The organism is Roseivivax sp. (assembly GCF_054552075.1).
The window spans coordinates 1-20,506 of the sequence record NZ_JBTOLZ010000026.1; the positions used below are offsets into that span (position 1 = coordinate 1).

General features: G+C 69.8%; 15 protein-coding genes. 3 read left to right on the forward strand and 12 right to left on the reverse strand.

Annotation, left to right across the window (positions count from 1 at the left end):
- Positions 1–702 precede the first annotated feature (702 nt).
- A complete protein-coding gene (gene xseA, locus ACX938_RS16415) occupies positions 703–2,280 on the reverse strand; it encodes an exodeoxyribonuclease VII large subunit (RefSeq protein ID WP_459431855.1) in 1,578 nt (525 codons plus the stop codon).
- A gap of 159 nt (positions 2,281–2,439) precedes the next feature.
- Between xseA and purD the strand changes: the two genes are divergently transcribed.
- Entirely contained in the window at positions 2,440–3,705 is a 1,266-nt protein-coding gene (purD, locus tag ACX938_RS16420; RefSeq protein ID WP_459431856.1) for a phosphoribosylamine--glycine ligase, read from the forward strand.
- A gap of 677 nt (positions 3,706–4,382) precedes the next feature.
- Here purD and ACX938_RS16425 read toward each other — a convergent pair.
- The 4 genes from ACX938_RS16425 to ACX938_RS16440 all read right to left on the reverse strand — a co-directional run bounded on the left by ACX938_RS16425 (position 4,383) and on the right by ACX938_RS16440 (position 8,442).
- Complete coding sequence (locus ACX938_RS16425) at positions 4,383–5,357, reverse strand: quinone oxidoreductase family protein (protein ID WP_232755033.1); 975 nt, start codon at positions 5,355–5,357, stop codon at positions 4,383–4,385.
- Positions 5,342–6,031: a TylF/MycF/NovP-related O-methyltransferase gene (locus ACX938_RS16430; RefSeq protein ID WP_459431857.1), complete on the reverse strand. Its 690-nt coding sequence runs from the start codon at positions 6,029–6,031 to the stop codon at positions 5,342–5,344. The genes ACX938_RS16425 and ACX938_RS16430 overlap by 16 nt, the downstream gene beginning before the upstream one ends.
- A 1-nt stretch (position 6,032) precedes the next feature.
- Complete coding sequence (locus ACX938_RS16435) at positions 6,033–7,019, reverse strand: NAD(P)H-quinone oxidoreductase (RefSeq protein WP_459431858.1); 987 nt, start codon at positions 7,017–7,019, stop codon at positions 6,033–6,035.
- Positions 7,020–7,758: 739 nt separating this feature from the next.
- Positions 7,759–8,442, reverse strand: coding sequence for a COQ9 family protein (locus tag ACX938_RS16440; protein WP_459431859.1), 684 nt, complete (start codon positions 8,440–8,442; stop codon positions 7,759–7,761).
- A gap of 116 nt (positions 8,443–8,558) precedes the next feature.
- On the opposite strand from ACX938_RS16440, the gene rpsU reads away from it, so the two are divergent.
- Entirely contained in the window at positions 8,559–8,765 is a 207-nt protein-coding gene (gene rpsU, locus ACX938_RS16445) for a 30S ribosomal protein S21 (protein WP_007818122.1), read from the forward strand.
- 285 nt (positions 8,766–9,050) lie between these two features.
- On the opposite strand, the gene ACX938_RS16450 is transcribed toward rpsU, so the two are convergent.
- From ACX938_RS16450 to ACX938_RS16460, 3 genes are all read right to left on the reverse strand, one after another.
- Positions 9,051–10,655, reverse strand: coding sequence for a GMC family oxidoreductase (locus ACX938_RS16450; RefSeq protein WP_459431860.1), 1,605 nt, complete (start codon positions 10,653–10,655; stop codon positions 9,051–9,053).
- 907 nt (positions 10,656–11,562) lie between these two features.
- The gene (locus ACX938_RS16455) at positions 11,563–13,218 is read right to left on the reverse strand and encodes a BCCT family transporter (RefSeq protein WP_459431861.1); all 1,656 of its coding nucleotides are present in this window, start codon (positions 13,216–13,218) and stop codon (positions 11,563–11,565) included.
- A gap of 154 nt (positions 13,219–13,372) precedes the next feature.
- Positions 13,373–13,831, reverse strand: coding sequence for an Lrp/AsnC family transcriptional regulator (locus ACX938_RS16460; protein ID WP_232755027.1), 459 nt, complete (start codon positions 13,829–13,831; stop codon positions 13,373–13,375).
- A 137-nt stretch (positions 13,832–13,968) separates the two neighbouring features.
- Between ACX938_RS16460 and ald the strand changes: the two genes are divergently transcribed.
- A complete protein-coding gene (gene ald / locus ACX938_RS16465) occupies positions 13,969–15,090 on the forward strand; it encodes an alanine dehydrogenase (RefSeq protein ID WP_459431862.1) in 1,122 nt (373 codons plus the stop codon).
- A 486-nt stretch (positions 15,091–15,576) separates the two neighbouring features.
- Here ald and mscL read toward each other — a convergent pair whose 3' ends face one another.
- From mscL to pheS, 4 genes are all read right to left on the reverse strand, one after another.
- On the reverse strand, positions 15,577–15,999 hold the full coding sequence (mscL, locus tag ACX938_RS16470) for a large conductance mechanosensitive channel protein MscL (protein WP_459431863.1): 423 nt from the start codon (positions 15,997–15,999) through the stop codon (positions 15,577–15,579).
- A gap of 151 nt (positions 16,000–16,150) precedes the next feature.
- Positions 16,151–16,600, reverse strand: a complete 450-nt coding sequence (locus tag ACX938_RS16475) for a YtoQ family protein (RefSeq protein ID WP_232755024.1) — start codon at positions 16,598–16,600, stop codon at positions 16,151–16,153.
- A gap of 74 nt (positions 16,601–16,674) precedes the next feature.
- Positions 16,675–19,071: a phenylalanine--tRNA ligase subunit beta gene (pheT, locus tag ACX938_RS16480; RefSeq protein WP_459431864.1), complete on the reverse strand. Its 2,397-nt coding sequence runs from the start codon at positions 19,069–19,071 to the stop codon at positions 16,675–16,677.
- A gap of 225 nt (positions 19,072–19,296) precedes the next feature.
- Positions 19,297–20,370: a phenylalanine--tRNA ligase subunit alpha gene (pheS, locus tag ACX938_RS16485; RefSeq protein WP_232755022.1), complete on the reverse strand. Its 1,074-nt coding sequence runs from the start codon at positions 20,368–20,370 to the stop codon at positions 19,297–19,299.
- Between the last annotated feature and the right edge of the window lie 136 nt (positions 20,371–20,506).

Consider the following 20,506-nt stretch of genomic DNA (forward strand, 5'->3'; position numbering starts at 1 on the left):
CGAGCCGAGCCGAGCCGAGCCGAGCCGAGCCGAGCCGAGCCGAGCCGAGCCGAGCCGAACCGAGCCGAGCCGAGAAAGGCTTCCTCACGACTCGGAGCCAGACAAGACCCCTCGCGCCCTCATGCCACCAATGGCACCACGGCAGCCCACATCAGCTAGTGCCCCGCTCCCCCCGAATGCCCGTGGCCACCGCCCCGCGCCCTCTTGCGCCCGAATAGCACCGAAGGTGCCGGGCGCGCGCCGGACCGGCCCCTTGGGCCGGCGCTCCTTGGGGTGGCGCGCTTAGCTATCCCCTAGCCCTGACCTTGCTGGGATAAAGCGCTTTACTCAGAGGTCAGAAGCGCCGGCCCCCGGTCCGGTGCGCGCCCTCGGGTGTGCCTGTTGTGATGTTGGGCAGGGGCGCGGGTTGTGAGGGTGGCGCCTTCAGACGGGCAGCAGCGCGGCTTGGTGGTCAGAAGCAGCGCACGCAGGTCGGCTCTACTATTCGACGGCCGGTAATGCCCGTCGATTTTCCCGCGCCCGGTCCCTCTATCGGAAGCCGCCCTGAGCGGTCAGATACCCCGTCGGACGGCCACGAATATCGAATGGCCTTCGGCATTACCATTCTGCAGCCAGAAGCCTGAATACCCGCGTCTCACGCCGTTCCAAACCCAGCGACACCGCCTGGCTGCACTAGGAACACGCCAGCCAGCCCCCCAACCTTCAGAACAACGACCCCTGCTCCGGCGCGCTCTTCTTCCGCGCCTCGCCCTTCTTCGCGGCCCCACCGGCCCCGCCGCCACCGACCCCGGCACCGCCGCCGATCTTCAACCGGCCGTCCTTGAACTCGATCTCCAGCCCGCCCGCGGCCTCGGCCTCGGCGCGAGTGGTCAGCACGCCGCCCGCGCCCCGCACCACCGCGTAGCCGCGCTCGAGCGTCGCCTTGTAGCCCAGCGTCTCGTGCAGCCGGTCGAGCCCCGCGAGCCCCTCGCGGCCCGCGCGCAGCCGCGCCTCGGCGCCCTGGTCGAGCCGCAGCGCCAGCGCCTCGAGGCTGCGGCGGTGCTCGGAGACCTCGCGCTGGATCGGGCGCAGGCTCAGCCGGTCGCTAACCCGCCCCAGGGCCTGGGCGCGGGTCTCGGTCAGCCGCCCGAGCGCCGGCGCGAGCCGGGCGCCCCAGACCTCGAGCGCGCGCCTCCCCTCGGCGGTGCGCGCGCGCAGCATGCCGGGGCGCAGGCTGCCGGCGGTCTCGGACAGCGTCACCCGGCGGCTCTGCACCCCGCGGATCAGCGCCGCGGGCAGCCGCTCGCCACCGGTGTCGAGCCGTTGGCGGGCGCTGTCCAGAAGCGTCTCGGCCCGGGGCAGCGCCCGGGCCAGGTCGCCCAGCCGCTGGCCGCGATACTCGAGCCGCTGCGAGACCGCGCGGCCCATGCGCGCCTGCATCTCGCCGCTCCAGGCCAGGAGGTCGCGCCGGACCGGCACCGCCAGTTCCGCGGCGGCGGTGGGCGTGGGCGCGCGCAGGTCGGCGGCGAAATCGATCAGCGTGGTGTCGGTCTCATGGCCCACCGCCGAGATCAGCGGGATCTGCGACTCGGCCGCCGCGCGCACCACGATCTCTTCGTTGAAACCCCAGAGATCCTCGATCGAGCCGCCGCCCCGCGCCACGATCAGCAGGTCGGGCCGGGGCAGCGCGCCGCCGGGGGTCAGCGCGTTGAAGCCGCGGATCGCGCGGGCGACCTCGGGGGCCGAGGCCTGGCCCTGCACTGCCACCGGCCAGATCAGCACCTTGCGGGGGAAACGCTCGCGCAGCCGGTGCAGGATGTCGCGGATCACCGCCCCCGAAGGCGAGGTCACCACGCCGATGATCTCGGGCAGGAAGGGCCGCGGCTTCTTGCGGCCCTCGTCGAAAAGCCCCTCGGCGGCCAGCGCCTTGCGGCGCTTCTCCAGCATCGCCATGAGCGCGCCCATGCCGGCGGGGCGGATGTCCTCGATCACGATCTGGTATTTCGACTGCCCCGGGAAGGTGGTCAGCCGGCCGGTGGCGACGACCTCCATGCCCTCTTCGGGCTGGGTGTCCTGGCGCGCGGCGACGCCCTTCCACATCACCCCCGAGATCACTGCGCGGTCGTCCTTCAGGTCCAGGTAGACATGGCCCGAACGCGGCCGCGAGACCCGGCCGACCTCGCCCTTGATGCGGACATGGCCGAACTCGCCCTCGATGGTGCGTTTCACCGCGCCGGAAATCTCGGAGACGGTGAATTCCGGGGTGTTGCCGCTTTCGCCGTCGTCGATGAGGTCGCTCATGCCTGCCCTGCCGCTTGTCTTGCCTGCCCGACACTAGCGCCGCTTCGCAGCGGGGAAAACCGGGCCCGCGCGGGCTTTCGCCGGGCCAAGGCTTGTGCGGCGGGGGCCACGCGGCTACGAGGCGGGCCAGCAAGGGACGGGCGAGACGGAGAACGGGCCATGAACATCCTCATCCTCGGCGGCGGCGGGCGCGAACATGCCCTGGCCTGGGCGGCGATGCAGAACCCCAAGTGCGACAAGCTGATCGTGGCGCCGGGCAATGCCGGCATCGCCGAGATCGCCACCTGCGCGGCGCTCGACATCGAGGACGGCGGCGCGGTGGCCGAGTTCGCCGGCGAGAACGCCATCGACCTGGTGATCATCGGCCCCGAGGCGCCGCTCGCCGCGGGCGTGGCCGACACCCTGCGCGACGCCGGCATCCTGGTCTTCGGCCCGAGCCGCGAGGCCGCCCGGCTCGAGGCCTCCAAGGCCTTCACCAAGGAGATCTGCGACGCCTCGGGCGCGCCCACCGCGGCTTATGCGCATTTCACCGAGGAGGCCGCGGCGCTCGCGCATGTGCGCCAGGGCCCCTTCCCGGTGGTGATCAAGGCCGACGGGCTCGCCGCCGGAAAGGGCGTGATCATCGCCGAGAGCCTCGAGGAGGCCGAGGCCGCCCTCGCGGAGATGTTCGGCGGCGCCTTCGGCGCGGCCGGCGCCGAGGTGGTGATCGAGGAGTTCATGACCGGCGAGGAGGCCTCCTTCTTCGTGCTCTGCGACGGCAGGGACGTGCTGGCCGTTGGCACCGCCCAGGACCACAAGCGCGTGGGCGAAGGCGACACCGGGCCCAACACCGGCGGCATGGGCGCCTATAGCCCCGCGCCGATCATGGACGAGACCGTCACGGCCCGGGCGCTCGAAGAGATCGTGAAGCCCACGATCGCCGAGATGGCCCGCCGCGGCACGCCCTACCAGGGGGTGCTCTATGCCGGGCTGATGATCGAGAACGGCGCGCCGCGGCTGGTGGAATACAACGTCCGCTTCGGCGATCCCGAGTGCCAGGCGCTGATGATGCGGCTCGGGGCCCAGGCGCTCGACCTGATCCACGCCTGCGCCGAAGGGCGGCTCGGCGAGGCCCGGGTGAGCTGGGCCGAGGACCACGCGATGACCGTGGTCATGGCCGCCGAGGGCTATCCCGGGGCCTACGAGAAAGGCAGCGTGATCCGCGGGCTGGGTGATCTGCCCGAGGACAGCTTCCACATGACCTTCCACGCCGGCACCGCCACCCGCGAGGGCGCGGTGGTGGCCAGCGGCGGTCGGGTGCTGAACGCCACCGCCCGGGGCGCGAGCCTCGGCGAGGCCCGCGACCGCGCCTATGCGCTGGTCGACGCGGTCGACTGGCCCGAGGGCTTCTGCCGCCGCGACATCGGCTGGCGCGCGCTGGGGTAGGTGCTGGCGGCAGGTGCTGGGCGCAAGAAAGGGCTCTGGGGTGTGCGGGATGCCGGAGAGTTGGAGGCGTTCCGCTTGTCATGCGTGCTCTACCTGAAGGCGGTACACAGGGGTCCACGTCACGCCTTCCGCTCACTCACCCTTCGCGACGGAGGGCGCGCGCCGGACCGGGGGCCGGCGCTACTGAGCTCCGAGCGAGGCACTTTATCCCAACAAGGTCAGGGCTAGAGAAAAGCTAAGCACGCCATCCCAAGGAGCGCCGGCCCAAGGGGCCGGTCCGGCGCGCGCCCGGCACCTTCGGTGCTGTTCGGGCGCAAGGAGGGGCTCTGGGATGTTCGGGATGTCCGAGAGTTTGAAGCGTTTCGCTTGTCATGCGCGCTTCACGTGAGTGCTGCACACAAGGGCCCACGCCACGCCTTCCGCTCACTCACCCTTCGCAACAGAGGGCGCGCGCCGGACCGGGGGGCGGCGCTGCCGACCTCCGAGCTATGCGCTTTATCCCGGTAAGGTCAGGACTAGAGGCGATCTGAGCGCGCCATCCCAAAGAGCGCCGGCCCATCGGGCCGGTCCGGCGCGCGCCCGGCACCTTCGGTGCTATTCGGGCGCAAGAAAGACGGCCCGGCCACGCCAAAGGCCGGGGGCCAGCCATCCACCGGCGAGCCCCTGCCCTCAGCCCATCACACCACCAGCACCGTGCTGCCGGTCGTCTTCCGCGCCTCGAGCGTCCGGTGCGCCTCGGCGACCTCCTCCAGCCCGAAGCGCTGGTCGATGCGGATCTTCACCGCGCCCGAGCGCACCTTCTCGAAGAGCATCGCCGCCATCTCCTGGCAGGTCTCGTGCTCGGCGATATGGGTGAAGAGCGTCGGCCGGGTGATCTTCAGCGAGCCCTTGGCACCCAGATCGGCAATGCTGAAGGGCGGCACCGGGCCCGAGGCATTGCCGAAGGAGATCATCATCCCCAAGGGCCGCAGGACCGAGAGCGAGCCCTCGAAGGTGGCCGCGCCCACGGCGTCCATGACCACATGTACGCCCTTGCCCTCGGTCAGGGCCCGGACCTGCTCTGGCCAATCCGCGTCGCGGTAGTTCAGGCAGCGCTCGGCGCCGTGTTCCTCGGCCAGGGCGCATTTCTCGTCCGATCCGGCGGTGCCGATCAGGCGGATGCCCTCGGATTTCGCCCATTGGCAGGCGATCAGCCCGACCCCGCCGGCGGCGGCGTGGAAGAGCACCGTGTCGCCCTTTGCAATCGGCGTGGTGCGGTGGAAGAGATACTGCACCGTCAGCCCCTTGAGCATCATCGCGGCCCCCTCCTCGAAGGAGATGCCCTCGGGCAGCGGGCAGACCTGGGCGGCGGGCATGACCCGGGCCTCGGCATAGGCGCCCGGAGGCGCGGCGGCATAGGCGGCGCGGTCGCCCTCCTTGAGGTGGGTGACGCCCTCGCCCACGGCCTCGATCACGCCGGCGGCCTCCATGCCCAGCGCATGCGGCAGCTCCATCTTGTAGAGCCCCGTCCGCTGGTAGACGTCGATGAAGTTCAGACCTACCGCCTCGTGGCGGATGCGGATCTCGCCCGGGCCGGGCGCGCCGACCTCGCGGTCGACGGATTTGAAGACCTCCGGGCCGCCGTGGTCCTCGATGATCATGGTCTTGGCCATGGTGCTCCTCCTTGGGTGTCGGAAATGATCTCGATCCCCACCGCCTCGGTCGAGAAGGCGAGGAACCGGTAGCGCTCCGGGGCCAGAACCTCGGAGAGCGCGCGCCATTCGTGGTGACGCCATCCGGGGTAGCCGTAGAGCTCGTCAAACAGCAGGACGCTGCCGGGCACAAGCCGCGGCGCCAGCGCCTCCAGCACGAAGCGGGTGGGGCTGTAGGTATCGAGGTCCATATGCGCGAAGGCCAGCGCCGTCCCGGGCCGCGCGGCAAGCCAGTCCGGCAGGGTGTCCTGCACCCAGCCTTTCACCAGATGCACGTTCTCCGCCACCTCGGGCAGCGCGCCCTGCAGCGAGAAGCGCCCGGCCTGACCGCCCTTGGCATGGCCGGTCCAATCCTCCTCGAGCCCCTCGAAGCTGTCGAAGCCCCAGACCTCGCGGTCGGGCGCGGCCTTGGCAAACAGGTTCACGCCGTGCCCGCGCCAGACGCCGAACTCGGCGATGAGCCCCGCCGCGGCGGGGCCCGCCAGCGCGCGGGCCAGGCAATAGCGGCGGATCTGGCGCTTGTCGGGGAAGAGCATCGCCCCCGACATCGCCTCGCGGAAGGTCTCGAAACTGTCCCGCACCGACCAGTCGTAGAGATGGTCGAGCGGGCTTTTCCGGCCCGCCTCCTCGCTCATCTCAGTCTGCTACCTTGAGGACGATCTTGCCGATATGGGTCGAGCCCTCCATGCGCTCATGGGCGGCGCGCGCCTCTTCCAGCGGGAACTCCGAATCCATGATCGGCCCGACGGTGCCGGCGTCGAGCAGCGGCCAGACATGGGTCTGCAGCTCCTCGGCGATGCGGGCCTTGGCTGCGACCGACTGCGGGCGCAGGGTCGAGCCGGTGAAGGTCAGCCGCCGCACCATCAAGGGGGCGAAGTTCATCTCGACCTTGGGGCTCGAGAGGAAGGCGATCTGCACCAGCCGCCCGTCGTCGGCCAGCGCCTTGATGTTGCGCGGGATGTAATCGCCGCCCACCATGTCGAGGATCAGGTCGGCGCCGCCCTCGGCGCGCAGGATCTCGACGAAGTCCTCCTCGCGGTAGTTGATCGCGCGCTCGGCGCCGAGCTTCTCGCAGGCCGCGCATTTCTCCGCCGAGCCGGCGGTGGCGAAGACCCGGGCCCCGGCGTTGCGCGCGAGCTGGATCGCGGTGGTGCCGATCCCCGAGGAGCCGCCGTGGATCAGGATGCGCTCGCCGCCCGTGAGCCCGCCGCGCATGAAGACGTTGGACCAGACGGTGAAATAGGTCTCGGGCAGGCAGGCGGCCTCCTTGAGCGAGAGGCCCTTGGGCACCGGCAGGCAATGCGCCGCCGGGGTAACGACATATTCGGCATAGCCGCCCCCGGGCAGGAGCGCGCAGACCTGGTCGCCCAGCGCCACGCCCTCGGCGCCGGGGCCAAGCGCCACGACCTCGCCCGAGGCTTCCAGGCCCGGCAAGTCCGAGGCATCCGGCGGCGGGGTGTAATTGCCCGCCCGCTGCAGCGCGTCGGGGCGGTTCACCCCGGCATAGGCGACCTTGATCAGCACCTGGCCGTGGCCGGGCTCGGGCCGCGCGCGGGTGATCGGGGTGAGCACCTCCGGCCCGCCGCTCTGGGATATCTCCACCGCGCGCATCATCTCGGCCATGTCCTGTCTCCCTTGCCTTGGACCCTTGGTGACGTTGGCGGGAGACTGGCCCCTCGGGGCGGGAGTGGCAACTCGGTTTGCGGGGAAGGCGTGGGGTTGAGGGGGTGTGGCGGGTGTTGGCGGAGAAGTTGGGAGGGGGTGCGGGGCGGTTTTGTCGTTCGCGCGAGACGCAGGACCGCCTGCCCTACTTGTCCCGACATGGGGACCGCGCCGGACCGCGCGGCGGTGCACAGGGCGGCTCTGTCGTCGTCTATGGACGGAGCCCCCCTTCCCAGCCTGTCCCGGCAGCGAGCACGTCTCTGACCGCAGGTAGGTGGTGCGGCCCCGTCGTTCGCAGGGTACGCATCGCCCCCTGCCCCACAGACCCCAACAGAGGGCGCGCGCCGGACCGGGGGCCGGCGCTTCTGCCCTCCGGGCTATGCGCTTTATGTCAGCAAGGTCATTGCTCACTGTGAGCTATGCACGCCATTCCAAGGAGCGCCGGCCCATCGGGCCGGTCCGGCGCGCGCCCGGCACCTTCGGTGCTGTTCGGGCGCAAGGAGGGGCGCGGTATGGGGTGCGGTGGTCTTCATTCGTGATGGCGACTGGCCCATTCTGCGTCCTTCAGGCCGACCAGGCAGCGCGGGTTATGGCGGAGCGTTCAGAACGCTCAAGGCCACCTTCCTCTACAGCTTCTCTTGGAGCGCGGGCAGCAGGGGCACAGAGAGGCATCTAACCGCTCAAGCCCCCAGCCCCCCGCTCACATCCCCGTCTGCCCGGGCAGGTCCTCTCGCCGCTTCGGCGGCTTGATCCCGCCCATCACCCGGGTCGGCACCGCGAGCATCCGCGAGAGCACAGGGTTGCGGTTCACCCGCGCCTTGGCTTCCTCGATCTTCGTCACGTCGCCGATCCGGCGGTCGAGGAACTCCCAGGTCGCCTGGTGGTCGATCGAATCGTCGCCCAGCCAGTAGAGCAGCGTCGCCGAATAGACCCCCGAGAGCGTCGCGCGCTTGGTGTACCAGTTCACATCGTCCGAAGTGTCGCCCAGCGCCGTCCAGATCGCATCCGCGGTGCCCCAGATCGCCCGGGCCCCGTCGGGCGCATAGGGCGGCAGGGAAAAGAGCGTCGTGCCCCGCCGCACCGCCTCGCGGTCCTCGGCGGCCTCGATCCGGGCGCGGACGGCAAAGGCCACCTTGTCGCGGAAGCGCATGCCGCTCAGGTCGGTCTCCTCGATGCGGGCGCGCATGCGCGCGTCGCCGCGGCGGTGGAAGGCCAAGGCCAGGTCCACCGCGCCGCGCGGAAAGAGCGCCTCGGCCACGGTGCGGTCGACCTCGGCGTCGCGCAGGGCGGCGCGGAAGGTGGTCTCGGTCCAGCCGTCGAAGGGCACATGCATCAGCGCGGCCTCGATCAGCTTCTCGCTTGTCTCGTCACTCATGAGAGGCATCCTTTCCGGTGGAATTTCCGGGTCAGCGGCACCCTAGACAAGCTAGCATCCCTTTGCTATACGGCCACCTCCTGCAATTCCTTGTAACTTCAACCTAGAAAGGTGGTGACAACCACATGCAGGTGAGTGTTCGCGACAACAACGTCGACCAGGCTCTTCGTGCGCTGAAGAAAAAGCTCCAGCGTGAAGGGGTGTTCCGCGAGATGAAGCTTCGGCAGCATTTCGAGAAACCCTCCGAGAAGAAAGCCCGCGAGAAGGCCGAAGCGATCCGCCGTGCGCGCAAGCTGGCGCGCAAGAAGGCGCAGCGCGAAGGTCTGCTCTGAGGCAGCCTTTCGGACACGATCGGGCCTTGGCCCGGTCATAGATGCCCCCGCTGGTTCTGCCCGCGGGGGTTTGTCGTTTCTGGGGGGTGCATTTTGCCGTGCGCCCGATGCGCGGGGCGCCCTGCCCTTGCGTTGGTGTTCGAGCCCGCCCGCCGATTTCAGAATGACCCGTGCGGACCCATCCGGCGCTTGAGAGCCTAGGTGCCGAACCCGGCGCGGATCACCGCGTCCCAGCAGCTCCCGCTTAAATAAAACGGCCCAAACCGCCCCGGCGCCCGGCCCCGCTCAGCCCCGCGCGTCCTCCAGGATCATGTCCGAGGCCTTCTCGGCGATCATCACCGTCGGCGCGTTGGTGTTGCCGCTGGTGATCCACGGCATCACGCTGGCGTCGACCACCCGCAGCCCGGAGAGCCCGCGCAGCCGCAGCCTTGCGTCGAGCGGCGCCGTCTCCTCGGCGCCCATGGCCACGGTGCCCACCGGGTGGAAGATCGTCGTGCCGATGTCGCCCGCGGCGCGGGCCAGCTCGGCGTCGCTCTGGAGCGCGTCTCCGGGCTTCAGCTCCTCGGGGGCGTAGCGCGCCATGGGGGCCTGGGCCATGATCCGCCGGGTCAGCCGGATCGCATCGGCGGCGACGCGGCGGTCGCCCTCGGTCGCGAGGTAATTCGGCGCGATCTCCGGGGCGGCGCGGAAGTCCGGCCCGGAGAGCCGCACCGTGCCCCGGCTCTCGGGGCGCAGGTTGCAGACGCTGGCGGTCACCGCCGGGAAGGGATCGAGCGGCTGGCCGAAGGCCGGCAGCGACAGGGGCTGCACGTGGTATTCGAGATCCGGCGTCGCCAGGTCCGGCCGCGAGCGCGCGAAGGCGCCAAGCTGCGAGGGCGCCATGGACATCGGCCCCGAGCGCGAGAGCGCGTATTCGAGCCCGATCCGCGCCTTGCCGATCCAGGAATTGGCCAGCTGGTTCAGCGTCTTGGCCCCGGTCAGCCGCCAGGCGCAGCGCAGCTGCAGGTGGTCCTGCAGGTTGCCGCCGACCCCGGGCCTGTCGGCCGCGACCGTAATGCCCCGCTCGGCGAGATGCTCGCCCGGCCCGATGCCCGAGAGCATGAGGATCTGCGGCGAGCCGATGGCGCCCGCCGAGAGGATCACCTCGCTCCGGGCGCGGGCCTCGCGGGGGGTGCCCTGCTGGTCGAAGATCAGCCCCCGGACGCGGCCCTCCTCGGTCACGAGCCGCATGACCTGGGCGCCGGTCTCGATCCGCAACCGGGTCTTGTCGGCGCCCTTGAGGAAGGCGCTCGCCATGGAGACCCGCCAGCCGCGCTTCTGGCTGACGCGGAAGTAGCCCACGCCCTCGTTGTCGCCGGTGTTGAAATCGCCGACCTTGGGCAGCCCCTCGGCGGCGGCGGCCTCCATCCAGTCGTCGAGCACCTGCCATTTCAGCCGTTGGTTCTCGATCCGCCAGGGGCCGCCGGCACCGTGGTGCGGGCTCTCGCCCTCGACGTAGTCCTGGCTCTTGCGGAAATAGGGCAGCACCTCGTCCCAGCCCCAGCCCGAGAGGCCCATCTGCCGCCAGCCGTCGTAATCCGCCGCCTGGCCGCGCAGGTAGAGCATGCCGTTGATCGCCGAAGAGCCGCCCAGGATGCGCCCGCGCGGATAGAGCAGCTCGCGCCCGTTCAGCCCCGGCTCGGGGCGGGTCTTGAACATCCAGTCGGTGCGCGGGTTGCCTATGCAGTAGAGGTAGCCCATCGGGATGTGCACCCAATGGTAGTTGTCGCGCCCGCCGGCCTCGAGCAGCAGCACGCTGTGGCCCGCGTCCGAGAGCCTGCGCGCCAGGACGCAGCCGGCGCTGCCCGCGCCCACGACGATGTAATCCGCCTCGATCCGCTCTGCCGCCATACCGGTCCTCCTCTTGCGCCCGACACTTGCCGAAGCGCCCGGCGGGCGCAAGGGCGGGTGGGGGTTGGGGGGTTGGGGGGAATTGGGGATTGGGTGCGGTGGTGGATGGGACGCTATAGAGGATGGGGGGCGGTGGTGGATGCAGTGCTGTGGCGGATGAGGGCGGATCGTTCCGAACGAAGAGTCGAGGGCGGACCGGAGAGTGGAAGACCGTCCAGCGACGCCCATCCCCTCCCCTGACCATTGCGCTGCTCAATGCTGCGAAGGCCCTGCACCTTGAGACCACCACATCTCTGCCACACCCACGCCTCCCCATGCGCGCCCCGCTTTCTTTTTCCCCCAATTAGCACCGAAGGTGCCAAGCCCGCCCTCAGCCTTCCCACGCGCCTCCTTGCGCCCGAATAGCATCGAAGATGCCGGGCGCGCGCCGGACCGGCCCCTTGGGCCGGCGCTCCTTAGGGTGGTGCGCGTAGCTATCCCCTAGTCCTGACCTTGTGGGGATAAAGCGCTGAGCCCAGAGGGCAGCAGCGCCGGCCCCCGGTCCGGCGCGCGCCCTCTGGCGGGATGTGTTGTGAGGGGGGCGGGCTGTTGGGTGGGTGTGCAGTTCTTGGTGGCGCAAGTGGACCGCGCGTTGTGGTCGTGCTTCGCGCGCGCCGGTGCCTCGGCTGGCGGCAGCGGCCAACGGGGCTGTTGCAGTGATCCCGCGCCCTTCGACCGGGGGGTTGTCGGCGCGCCCCCTACGCCCTGCAACCGGGGCCGCCGGCGCGCTTCCACGCCCTGCCACCGGGCCTGCCGTCGCTCCACGCCCTGCCGCACCACGCCCCCCTCCCCCACACGAAAACGCCCCGCAGCCTCTCCGGCCACGGGGCGCCTCCCGTCTCATCCCACCGCGCTCAGCGGCGAAGCCTCACTCCGCAGGGCTCGGCTGCGCCTTCGGCGGCGGCGTCGGGTCGGAGCCGTAAAGCTCGCCCGGCAGCTCCGAGGGCATGGCGTGGTCCGCCTCGTCGTCGTCGCGGTATTGCTTGTTGTGGCGGTAGACCATCAGCGGATCCCAGGACAGCGCCCGGATCAGCCCGAAGAGGATCAACAGCACCACCACCGCGAAGGGGAAGCCCGCGACCACCGCGGCCGCCTGCAGCGCCGAGAGACCGCCCGCCAGAAGCAGGACCGAGGCCACGGCGCCCTCGGAGACCGCCCAGAAGATGCGCTGCACCTTCGGCGGGTTCGGATCGCCCCCGGCGGTCAGCATGTCGATCACGAAGCTGCCCGAGTCCGAGGAGGTCACGAACCACAGGACGATCAGCACGATGGCGAAGCCGGACATCAGCTCGGAGGCCGGGAAGTAGTCCAGGAGCGCGAACATCGCGTCGCCATAGGCCTCCTTGGTCGCGTTCACGATGGTCGGATCCCCGCCCAGCGAGATCTGCAGCGCGGTGCCGCCGAAGGCCGCGAACCAGAAGAACATGATCGTGGCCGGGATCAGCATGACGCCGATCAGGAACTGCCGGATGGTCCGGCCGCGGCTGATGCGGGCGACGAAGACGCCGACGAAGGGCGCCCAGCTCACCCACCAGGCCCAGTAGAAGATGGTCCAGGAGTTCTGCCAGGTGCCGCCATCGGTCCAGGCCTCGGCCCAGGTGCCCCATTGCACGAGGTCGCGGACATAGGCGCCGTAGCTCTGCACGAAGGTGTCGAAGATGAAGAGCGTCGGCCCGACGACCACCATGAACACCAGGAACAGGAGCGACAGCAGGATGTTGATGTTCGACAGCCGCTTGATGCCGCCGTCGAGACCCGCCACCACCGAGAGCGTCGCCATGGCCGTGATCGCGGCGATGATCAGGATCTGCATGGTCGCCGATTGCTCGATGCCCAGGACCTGGCCCAGGCCCGAGTTGATCTGCATGGCGCCAAGGCCCAGCGAGGTGACGATGCCGAACATCGTGCCGAAGACCGCGAGGATGTCCACCACGTCGCCCCAGAAGCCGTAGATCCGGTCACCGAGCACCGGGTAAAGCGCCGAGCGGATGGTCAGCGGCAGGCCCTTGCGGAAGTGGAAATACGCCAGGCTCAGCGCCACGATCGCGTAGATCGCCCAGGCGTGGAAGCCCCAGTGCATGAAGGAGATCACCATGGCCTGCTGCGCGGCCTCCTGGGTCTCCGGGTCGCCGATCGGCGGCGCGAAATAGTGATAGAGTGGCTCGGCCACGCCCCAGTAGATCAGGCCGATGCCGATGCCCGCCGAGAACAGCATCGCCGTCCAGGAGAAGAGGTCATAGGCGGGCTCCTCGGTCATCCGACCCAGCCGGATGTCGCCGAAGCGGCCGAAGGCCAGCCAGACCACGGCGATCAGGAGCACGTTGACCAGGATGATCATCGCCCAGCCAAGGTTGCCGGCGAGCCAGGACTGCATCCCGGAGAAGAGCGCGCTGGCGGTGTCATTGAAGGTTGCACCGAAGATGATGAACCCGATGATCAGGATCGCCGAGACGGAGAAGACCGTGCGGTTGACCCTGGGAAAAAACAGGAGCGGCTCCTGCTTCATCTTGTCTTGATGATTCATAGATCCTTGACGCAGCGCCGCACCTCGGGGGGCGCGCCTGCGGTCCCTGTGGTTGCTTGTGGTTCTTGCGTCGCGCCCTCTACGGGCCCGGGTCGATGCCATTCAACCCCCTCGCGGCCCCGGAGTTCCGGTTTTTTTGCCCCGGGCGCGGGTCTCAGAGCGGCAGCGCGGTGGTTTTCTGCACTTCCCGGAGCGAAAACGAGGAATGCATCTGCGCCACCCCGGGCAGCCTGGTGAGGTATTGGCGATGGATGCGGGCGAAGTCCTCGGTGTCCTCGGCGACGACCTTCACCAGGTAGTCCGCGGTGCCCGCCATGAGGTGGCATTCCAGTACGTTCGGGATGCGCCGGACCGCTGTCTCGAAGGCGTCGAGCGTCTCGTCGGACTGATGCGTCAGGGTGATCTCGACGAAGATCGTGGCCGACATCCGCAGCCGCCGGGCGTCCAGAAGCGCCACGTAGCCCGAGACGTAGCCCTCGGCCTCGAGCCGGGCGACGCGCCGGTGGCAGGCCGAGGAGGACAGCCCCGCGGCCTCGGCCAGGTCGGCGTTGGAGATCCGCCCGCGCTTCTGCAGGAGCCCCAACAGTCGACGATCCATCGTGTCGAGCGTCATGGTCCGCAAGATCCTTCGACGTTGAGCCTCGTTGCCGCTGGATTCTTGCGCAGATCACCGCGAGGTGCCAGCGAAATGTCACACACATTGCGCGCCTCCTCTGGCAGGCTCGCGAGGAGGAAATACGGGAGGTAGCCATGAAGATCGGATGTCCCACGGAGATCAAGGCGCAGGAGTTCCGCGTCGGTCTCACCCCCGGCGCCGCCGCCGAGGCCATCGCGCACGGCCACGAGGTGCTGATCCAGTCCGGCGCCGGCGAGGGCGCGGGCTTCCCCGACAGCGATTACAGCGCCCAGGGCGCGCGGATCGTCGACAGCGCCGAGGAGATCTTCGCCGAGGCCGACATGGTGGTGAAGGTCAAGGAGCCGCAGAAGGCCGAGCGCCAGATGCTGCGCGAGGGCCAGGTGCTCTTCACCTATCTGCATCTCGCCCCCGACCCCGAGCAGACCCATGACCTGATCGCCTCGGGCGCGACCTGCATCGCCTACGAGACGGTGACCGATCCGCGCGGGGGGCTGCCGCTCCTGGCGCCGATGTCCGAGGTGGCGGGCAAGCTTGCCCCGCAGATGGGCGCCTGGACCCTGCAGAAGGCCAACGGCGGGCGCGGCGTGCTGATGGGCGGCGTGCCCGGCGTCTCGCCGGCGAAGGTTGCGGTGATCGGCGGCGGCGTGGTCGGCACCCATGCGGCGCGGATCGCCGCCGGCATGGGCGCGGATGTGACCGTGCTCGACCGCTCGCTGCCGCGGCTCAAGCAGCTCGACGACATGTTCCGCGGCGAATTCAAGACGCTCTACGCGACGCAGGCCAACACCGCCGAGGTCGCCCGCGCCTCGGACATGGTGATCGGCGCGGTGCTGATCCCCGGTGCCGCCGCGCCGAAGCTGATCAGCCGCGCGGATCTCTCCGACATGAAGCCCGGCGCGGCGCTGGTGGACGTGGCGATCGACCAGGGCGGCTGCTTCGAGACTTCGAAGCCCACGACCCACCAGGACCCGGTCTACGAGGTCGACGGCATCATGCACTACTGCGTGGCCAATATGCCCGGCGCGGTGGCGCGGACCTCGACGCTGGCGCTCGGCAACGCGACGCTGCCGCATATGCTGGCGCTGGCCGACAAGGGCTGGAAGCAGGCGATGCTGGACGATCCGCACCTGCTCGAGGGGCTGAACGTGCACGGCGGCAAGCTGACCTATTTCGCGGTCGGCCGGGCGCTCGGCATCGACGTGACCTCGCCGCAGCTGGTGCTGAAGTCCGCCTGAGGGCGTGGGGGGCCGGGGCTGCGGCCCCGGTCCACCCTTTGCAACGGAGGGCGCTCCGGGCTGGCGCTGCGCCCCCGGTCCACCCCTTGCCACAGAAGGTGCTCCGGGCTGGTGCTGCTCCCCGGTCCATACCCTCGCCACAGAGGGCGCTCCGGGCTGGCGCTACTCCCGGGCCCACTACGTGCCACAGAGGGCGCAAGAAAGCGCCAAATGAGCGACCGTCGGCGCTGATCAACCCTCGACGCTGGCGGAACCGCCCTCGGTGCCGCCCGAACGCAAGGCCCAAAGCGCCGCCCTCCGATGCTGCCGTCACACACCCCCAAATCCAACCCACAACGCTCACAACCCGCGCCCCGCCCCGCCTGCATGACCGGGCCTTAAATACCTCTCGGGGGAGCGCGAGGGGGCAGACAGCCCCCTCGCCCGCGCAACAGGCGCCCACGGCCGGACACGCAAGCGCCCCCAGCCCCAATCGACCCCAAAAACCTACTTCTTCAACGCGTCCCGGATCTCGATCAGCAGGTCCACCTGCGAGGGCCCGGTCGGCACCGAGGGCGCCACTTCGTCGGGCTTCTCGGCGGCGGATTTGATCCGGTTCACCGTCTTCACCAGGAGGAAGACCACGAAGGCCACGATCAGGAAATTGATCACCGCCATGAGGAAGGAGCCGATGGCGAAGACCGGCACCCCGGCCTCGCGGGCGGCCTCGATCGAAGGCTGGTCGGAGCCGTCGAGCGTGTAGAACCAGCCCGAGAAATCGATCCCGCCGGTGAAAAGCGCGATGATCGGGTTGATGATATCGCCGACAAGCGAGGTCACGATGGCGGTGAAAGCCGCGCCGACGATGATGCCGACGGCCATGTCCATGACATTGCCCTTGGCGATGAAGTCCTTGAATTCACTGATCATGAAGCGACGTCCCGAATGGTGTCAGAAGCTCCCCCGCGAAAGGCCCGCGGGGCGGGGACGTGCATAGCGCCTCGCCACTTCGCGGGCGAGATGAAACCTCGAGGACCCGCCTCCGGGACGGGCAGGCAGGCCACTCAGGGCCCGGTCCGTGTTATTCCGGCAACTGCCCGGTCAACACGTAGCGCAGGATCTCCACCACTTCCCCGGGCGCGCGGGCCACGGCGGCGGCGGCGGCATTGACCTCTTTCAGGGCGTGGTCGTGCTCGGGCGGCTGCAGGACCACCAGGCTCTTGCCGAGCGCCGCGGCGATGCCCGCGTCGAAGGCGGCGTTCCACTGCTTGTATTTCTCGCCGAAGCGCACGACCACCACGTCGGCATCCTCGAGCGCCTTGCGGGTACGGATGCCGTTCACCAGCGCGCCCTTGCGGTCGTGCCAGAACTTCTGCTCCTCGGCGCCGAGGATCGCCACGCCGCAATCGTCCGAGGCCGCGTGATCGGTGACCGGGCCCGAGAAGGTCACGTCCAGCCCCTGCGCGCCGTCGATGATCTGCTCGCGCCAGTCGGTGTGAATCTCGCCCGCCAGGTAGACGTTCAGGCCCATGTCGCTTCCTCCTTCGGGATCGCCCTTCTCGGGCTTGAGCTAGGCCGCCCGGGCGGGCGGCCCAGAGGCTCGGCTCAGCCGCGCAGGCTGCCGCCGGTGGCGCGGGTGACCTTTTCGACGATCTTGGCGGCCACCGCCTCGATGTCCTTTTCCTTCAGCGTCTTCTCGACCGGCTGCAGGCGCACGGTGATGGCGAGGGACTTCTTGCCCTCGCCGAGGCTGCCGCCGATGAACTCGTCGAAGACCCGGACCTCCTCGATCAGCGCCTTGTCGGCACCCGCCGCGGCGTTCACCAGGTCCAGCGCCTGCACCTCTGTGTCGACCACGAAGGCGAAGTCGCGCTCGACCGGCTGCAGATCGCTCTGGGCCAGTGCCGGACGGGTGGTAGCGCTGTTCTTCGGCATCGGGATCTCGCCCGGCCAGAGGGTGAAGCCCACCGCCGGGCCCTTCACGTCGAGCGCGCGCAGCACCTTGGGGTGCAGCTCGCCGAAGACGCCCAGCACCTTCTTCGGGCCGAGGCAGAGGACGCCGTGGCGCCCGGGATGCCACCAGTCCGAGCCGCCGCGCTGGATCTGCATCTTGCGCGGCGCGCCCATGGCGGCCAGGAGCGCCTCGGCATCGGCCTTGGCGTCGTAAAGGTCGACCGGCCGCGAGGCGCCATGTACGTCCTTCGGCCCGGTGCGCCCGACCAGGAGGCCGGTCAGAAGCTGGTGCTCCTCGCCCGGCTCGCCGCCCGAGAAGGCATAACCCAGCTCGAAGAGCGCCTGGTCGGCCATGCCGCGCGCCTGGTTGCGCGCCGCCGCCTGCAGGAGCCCCGGCAGAAGCGAGGGGCGCATGTGGCTCATCTCCGAGGAGATCGGGTTGGCCAGCATGGTCGCATCGCCGCCGCCACCAAACAGCTCGGCCGCCCGGCGGTCGATGAAGCTGTAGGTCACGCATTCGTTGTAGCCGAGCGCCGCGGCGCTGCGCCGCCCGGTGCGCTCGCGGATCTGCATGGGCGAGAGGATCGGCTTCGGCACGCCCGGCTCGCGGCGCGGCAGGGGCTTGCCCTCGAGCTGCGTGAGCGAGGCCATGCGGGCCACTTCCTCGACGAGGTCGGCCTCGCCCAGAACATCGGGCCGCCAGGAGGGCACCTGGGCCATGTCGCCGTCCAGCGTGAAGCCCAGCGCCTCGAGCGTGGCGCGCTGGACTTCGGGGGCGATCTCCATGCCGACGAGGCTCTGGCAGCGCGCGGTGTCGAGCTTGTAGGCGCGGGAATGATCCGGCAGCGCGCCGGCGATGACCACCTCGGAGGCCTCGCCCCCGGCGTGATCGAGGATCATCCGGGTCGCATGTTCGATGCCATGCGGGGTCCAGGCCGGGTCGATGCCGCGCTCGAAGCGGTAGCGCGCGTCCGAGTTGATCTTCAGCGCCCGGCCGGTATGCGCGGTGCGCACCGGGTCGAAGAAGGCCGCCTCGAGGAAGACGTTCGCCGTCTCCTCGGTCACCCCGGTCTCGAGCCCGCCCATGATGCCGCCAAGGCTCTCGACGCCGCTGTCGTCCGAGATCACCGTCATGCCCGGGGCCAACGTGTAGATCTTGTCGTCGAGCGCCGCGAAGCTCTCGCCGCCCTCGGAGAGATGCACCCGCAGATCGCCCGAGACCTTGTCGGCGTCGAAGACGTGCAGCGGGCGGTTGCGGTCGTAGGTGAAGAAGTTGGTCACATCCACGAGGAAGGAGATCGGGCGCAGGCCGATGGCCTTGAGCTGGCGCTGCAGCCAGTCCGGGCTGGGGCCGTTCTTCACGCCGCGGATCAGCCGGCCGTAGAAGACCGGGCAGGCCTCGCGGGCCGCCTCATCGATGGTGACCGAGATCGGGCTTGCGAACGCGCCCGGCACCGGGTCGGTGTCGCGCGGCAGGAGCCTGCCCAGCCCCCGCGCCGCGAGGTCGCGGGCCACGCCGCGCACACCCAGCGCGTCGGGGCGGTTGGGGGTGATGGCGATCTCGAAGACCGGGTCGATCTTGTCCGGGTCGTTTTGCGCCAGCCAGTCGGTGAAGCGCTGGCCGACCTCGCCCGAGGGCAGCTCGATGATGCCGGAGTGTTCCTCCGAAAGCTCCATCTCGCGTTCGGAGCACATCATGCCGTGGCTCTCGACGCCGCGGATCTTGCCGACCTGGATGGTGGTGTCGATGCCGGGCACATAGGTGCCGGGCTTGGCGATGACCACGGTGATGCCTTCGCGGGCGTTGGGCGCGCCGCAGATGATCTGGGTCTCGCCCGCGTCGGTCTCGACCCGGCAGACCTTCAGCTTGTCGGCATCGGGGTGTTTCTCGGCGGCGATCACGCGGCCCAGGGTGAAGGCGCCGAGGCGCTCGGCGGGGTCGTCGACGCCCTCGACCTCGAGCCCGAGGTCGGTGAGCGTCTCGGCGATCGTGGCGACCGAGGCCTCGGTCTCGAGGTGGTGCTTCAGCCAGGACAGGGTGAACTTCATGTCTCGCGCGCTCTCTGCTTGCCGTGTTGCCGGTCTCCTAGCGGATCGGGCAGCGGGGTGGAAGGCCCGGGGCCGGCGGGCCCGGGGGGCGGGGGCTGCGCTCTTTCACGGAAAAAGCGTGGCGCTTTCCCTCGGGGAAAGCGGGGCCGGTCGGAAGCGCGCCGGGTCGGAAGGTTTTCGCGTCGAAAACCGACCCGCGATCCGCGTCGCGGATCGCGCCCGCCCTCAGCGCGACAGACCGCCGTGCAGCGTCGGCACCTGCAGCCCCGAGAAACCGTAGTGGCGCAGCCAGCGCAGGTCGCTGTCGAAGAAGGCGCGCAGGTCCGGGATGCCGTATTTCAGCATGGCGATCCGGTCGATGCCCATGCCGAAGGCAAAGCCCTGCCAGGCCTTGGGATCGACGCCCGCGGCCTCCAGCACCTTGGGGTGCACCATGCCCGAGCCCAGGACCTCGAGCCAGCCGTCGCCCTCGCCGATCTTCAGCTGGCCGTCCTCCCAGGAGCACTGGATGTCGACCTCGGCGGAGGGCTCGGTGAAGGGGAAATGCGAGGCCCGGAAGCGGGTCTTGATGCCCTTCACTTCGAAGAAGGCGGCGAAGAACTCCTCGAGCACCCACTTGAGGTTGGCCATGGAGATCTCGCGGTCGATGGCCAGCCCCTCGACCTGGTGGAACATCGGCGTATGGGTCTGGTCGTAATCGGCCCGGTAGACCCGGCCCGGCGCGATGATCCGGCAGGGCGCGCCGTGCTTCTCCATGTGCCGGATCTGCACCGGCGAGGTATGGGTGCGCAGCACATGCGGCGGGCGATTGTCGCCCTCGTCGCGGTGCATGTAGAAGGTGTCCATCTCGGCCCGCGCGGGGTGGTGGCCGGGGATGTTCAGCGCGTCGAAATTATACCAGTCGGTGTCGATCTGGGGGCCCTCGGCAACCGCGAAACCCATGTCGGCGAAGATCGCGGTGACCTCCTCGGTGACCTGGCTGATCGGGTGGATCGAGCCCGCCCGCCGGCTGCGCCCGGGCAGCGTCACGTCGAGCCATTCCTCCTGCAGCCGCGCCTCGAGCGCGGCATCGCCCAGGGCCTCCTTCTTGGCGGCCAGCGCGCTGTTGATCTCGTCCTTGAGCGCGTTCAGCGCGGGGCCCGCGGTCTTGCGCTCCTCGGGCGACATCTTGCCCAGCTCGCGCATCTTCAGGCTGATTTCGCCCTTCTTGCCGAGCGCCTCGACGCGCAGCGACTCGAGGCTGTCCTCGTCGCCGGCCTGCGCGATGCGGTCGATGTATTTCTGACGCAGATCTTCCATTGCGGGGCCCCTCACATGCTCGCGGCCCCTGCTACAGCGCCGCTTGGCCTGCTTCAAGCGGACAATCCCGGGTCACGCGCGGGGCGCGGCCCCTGCCCTTGCGGGCAATCGCGCTAGGTGCCTCAGGCAGAGCCCG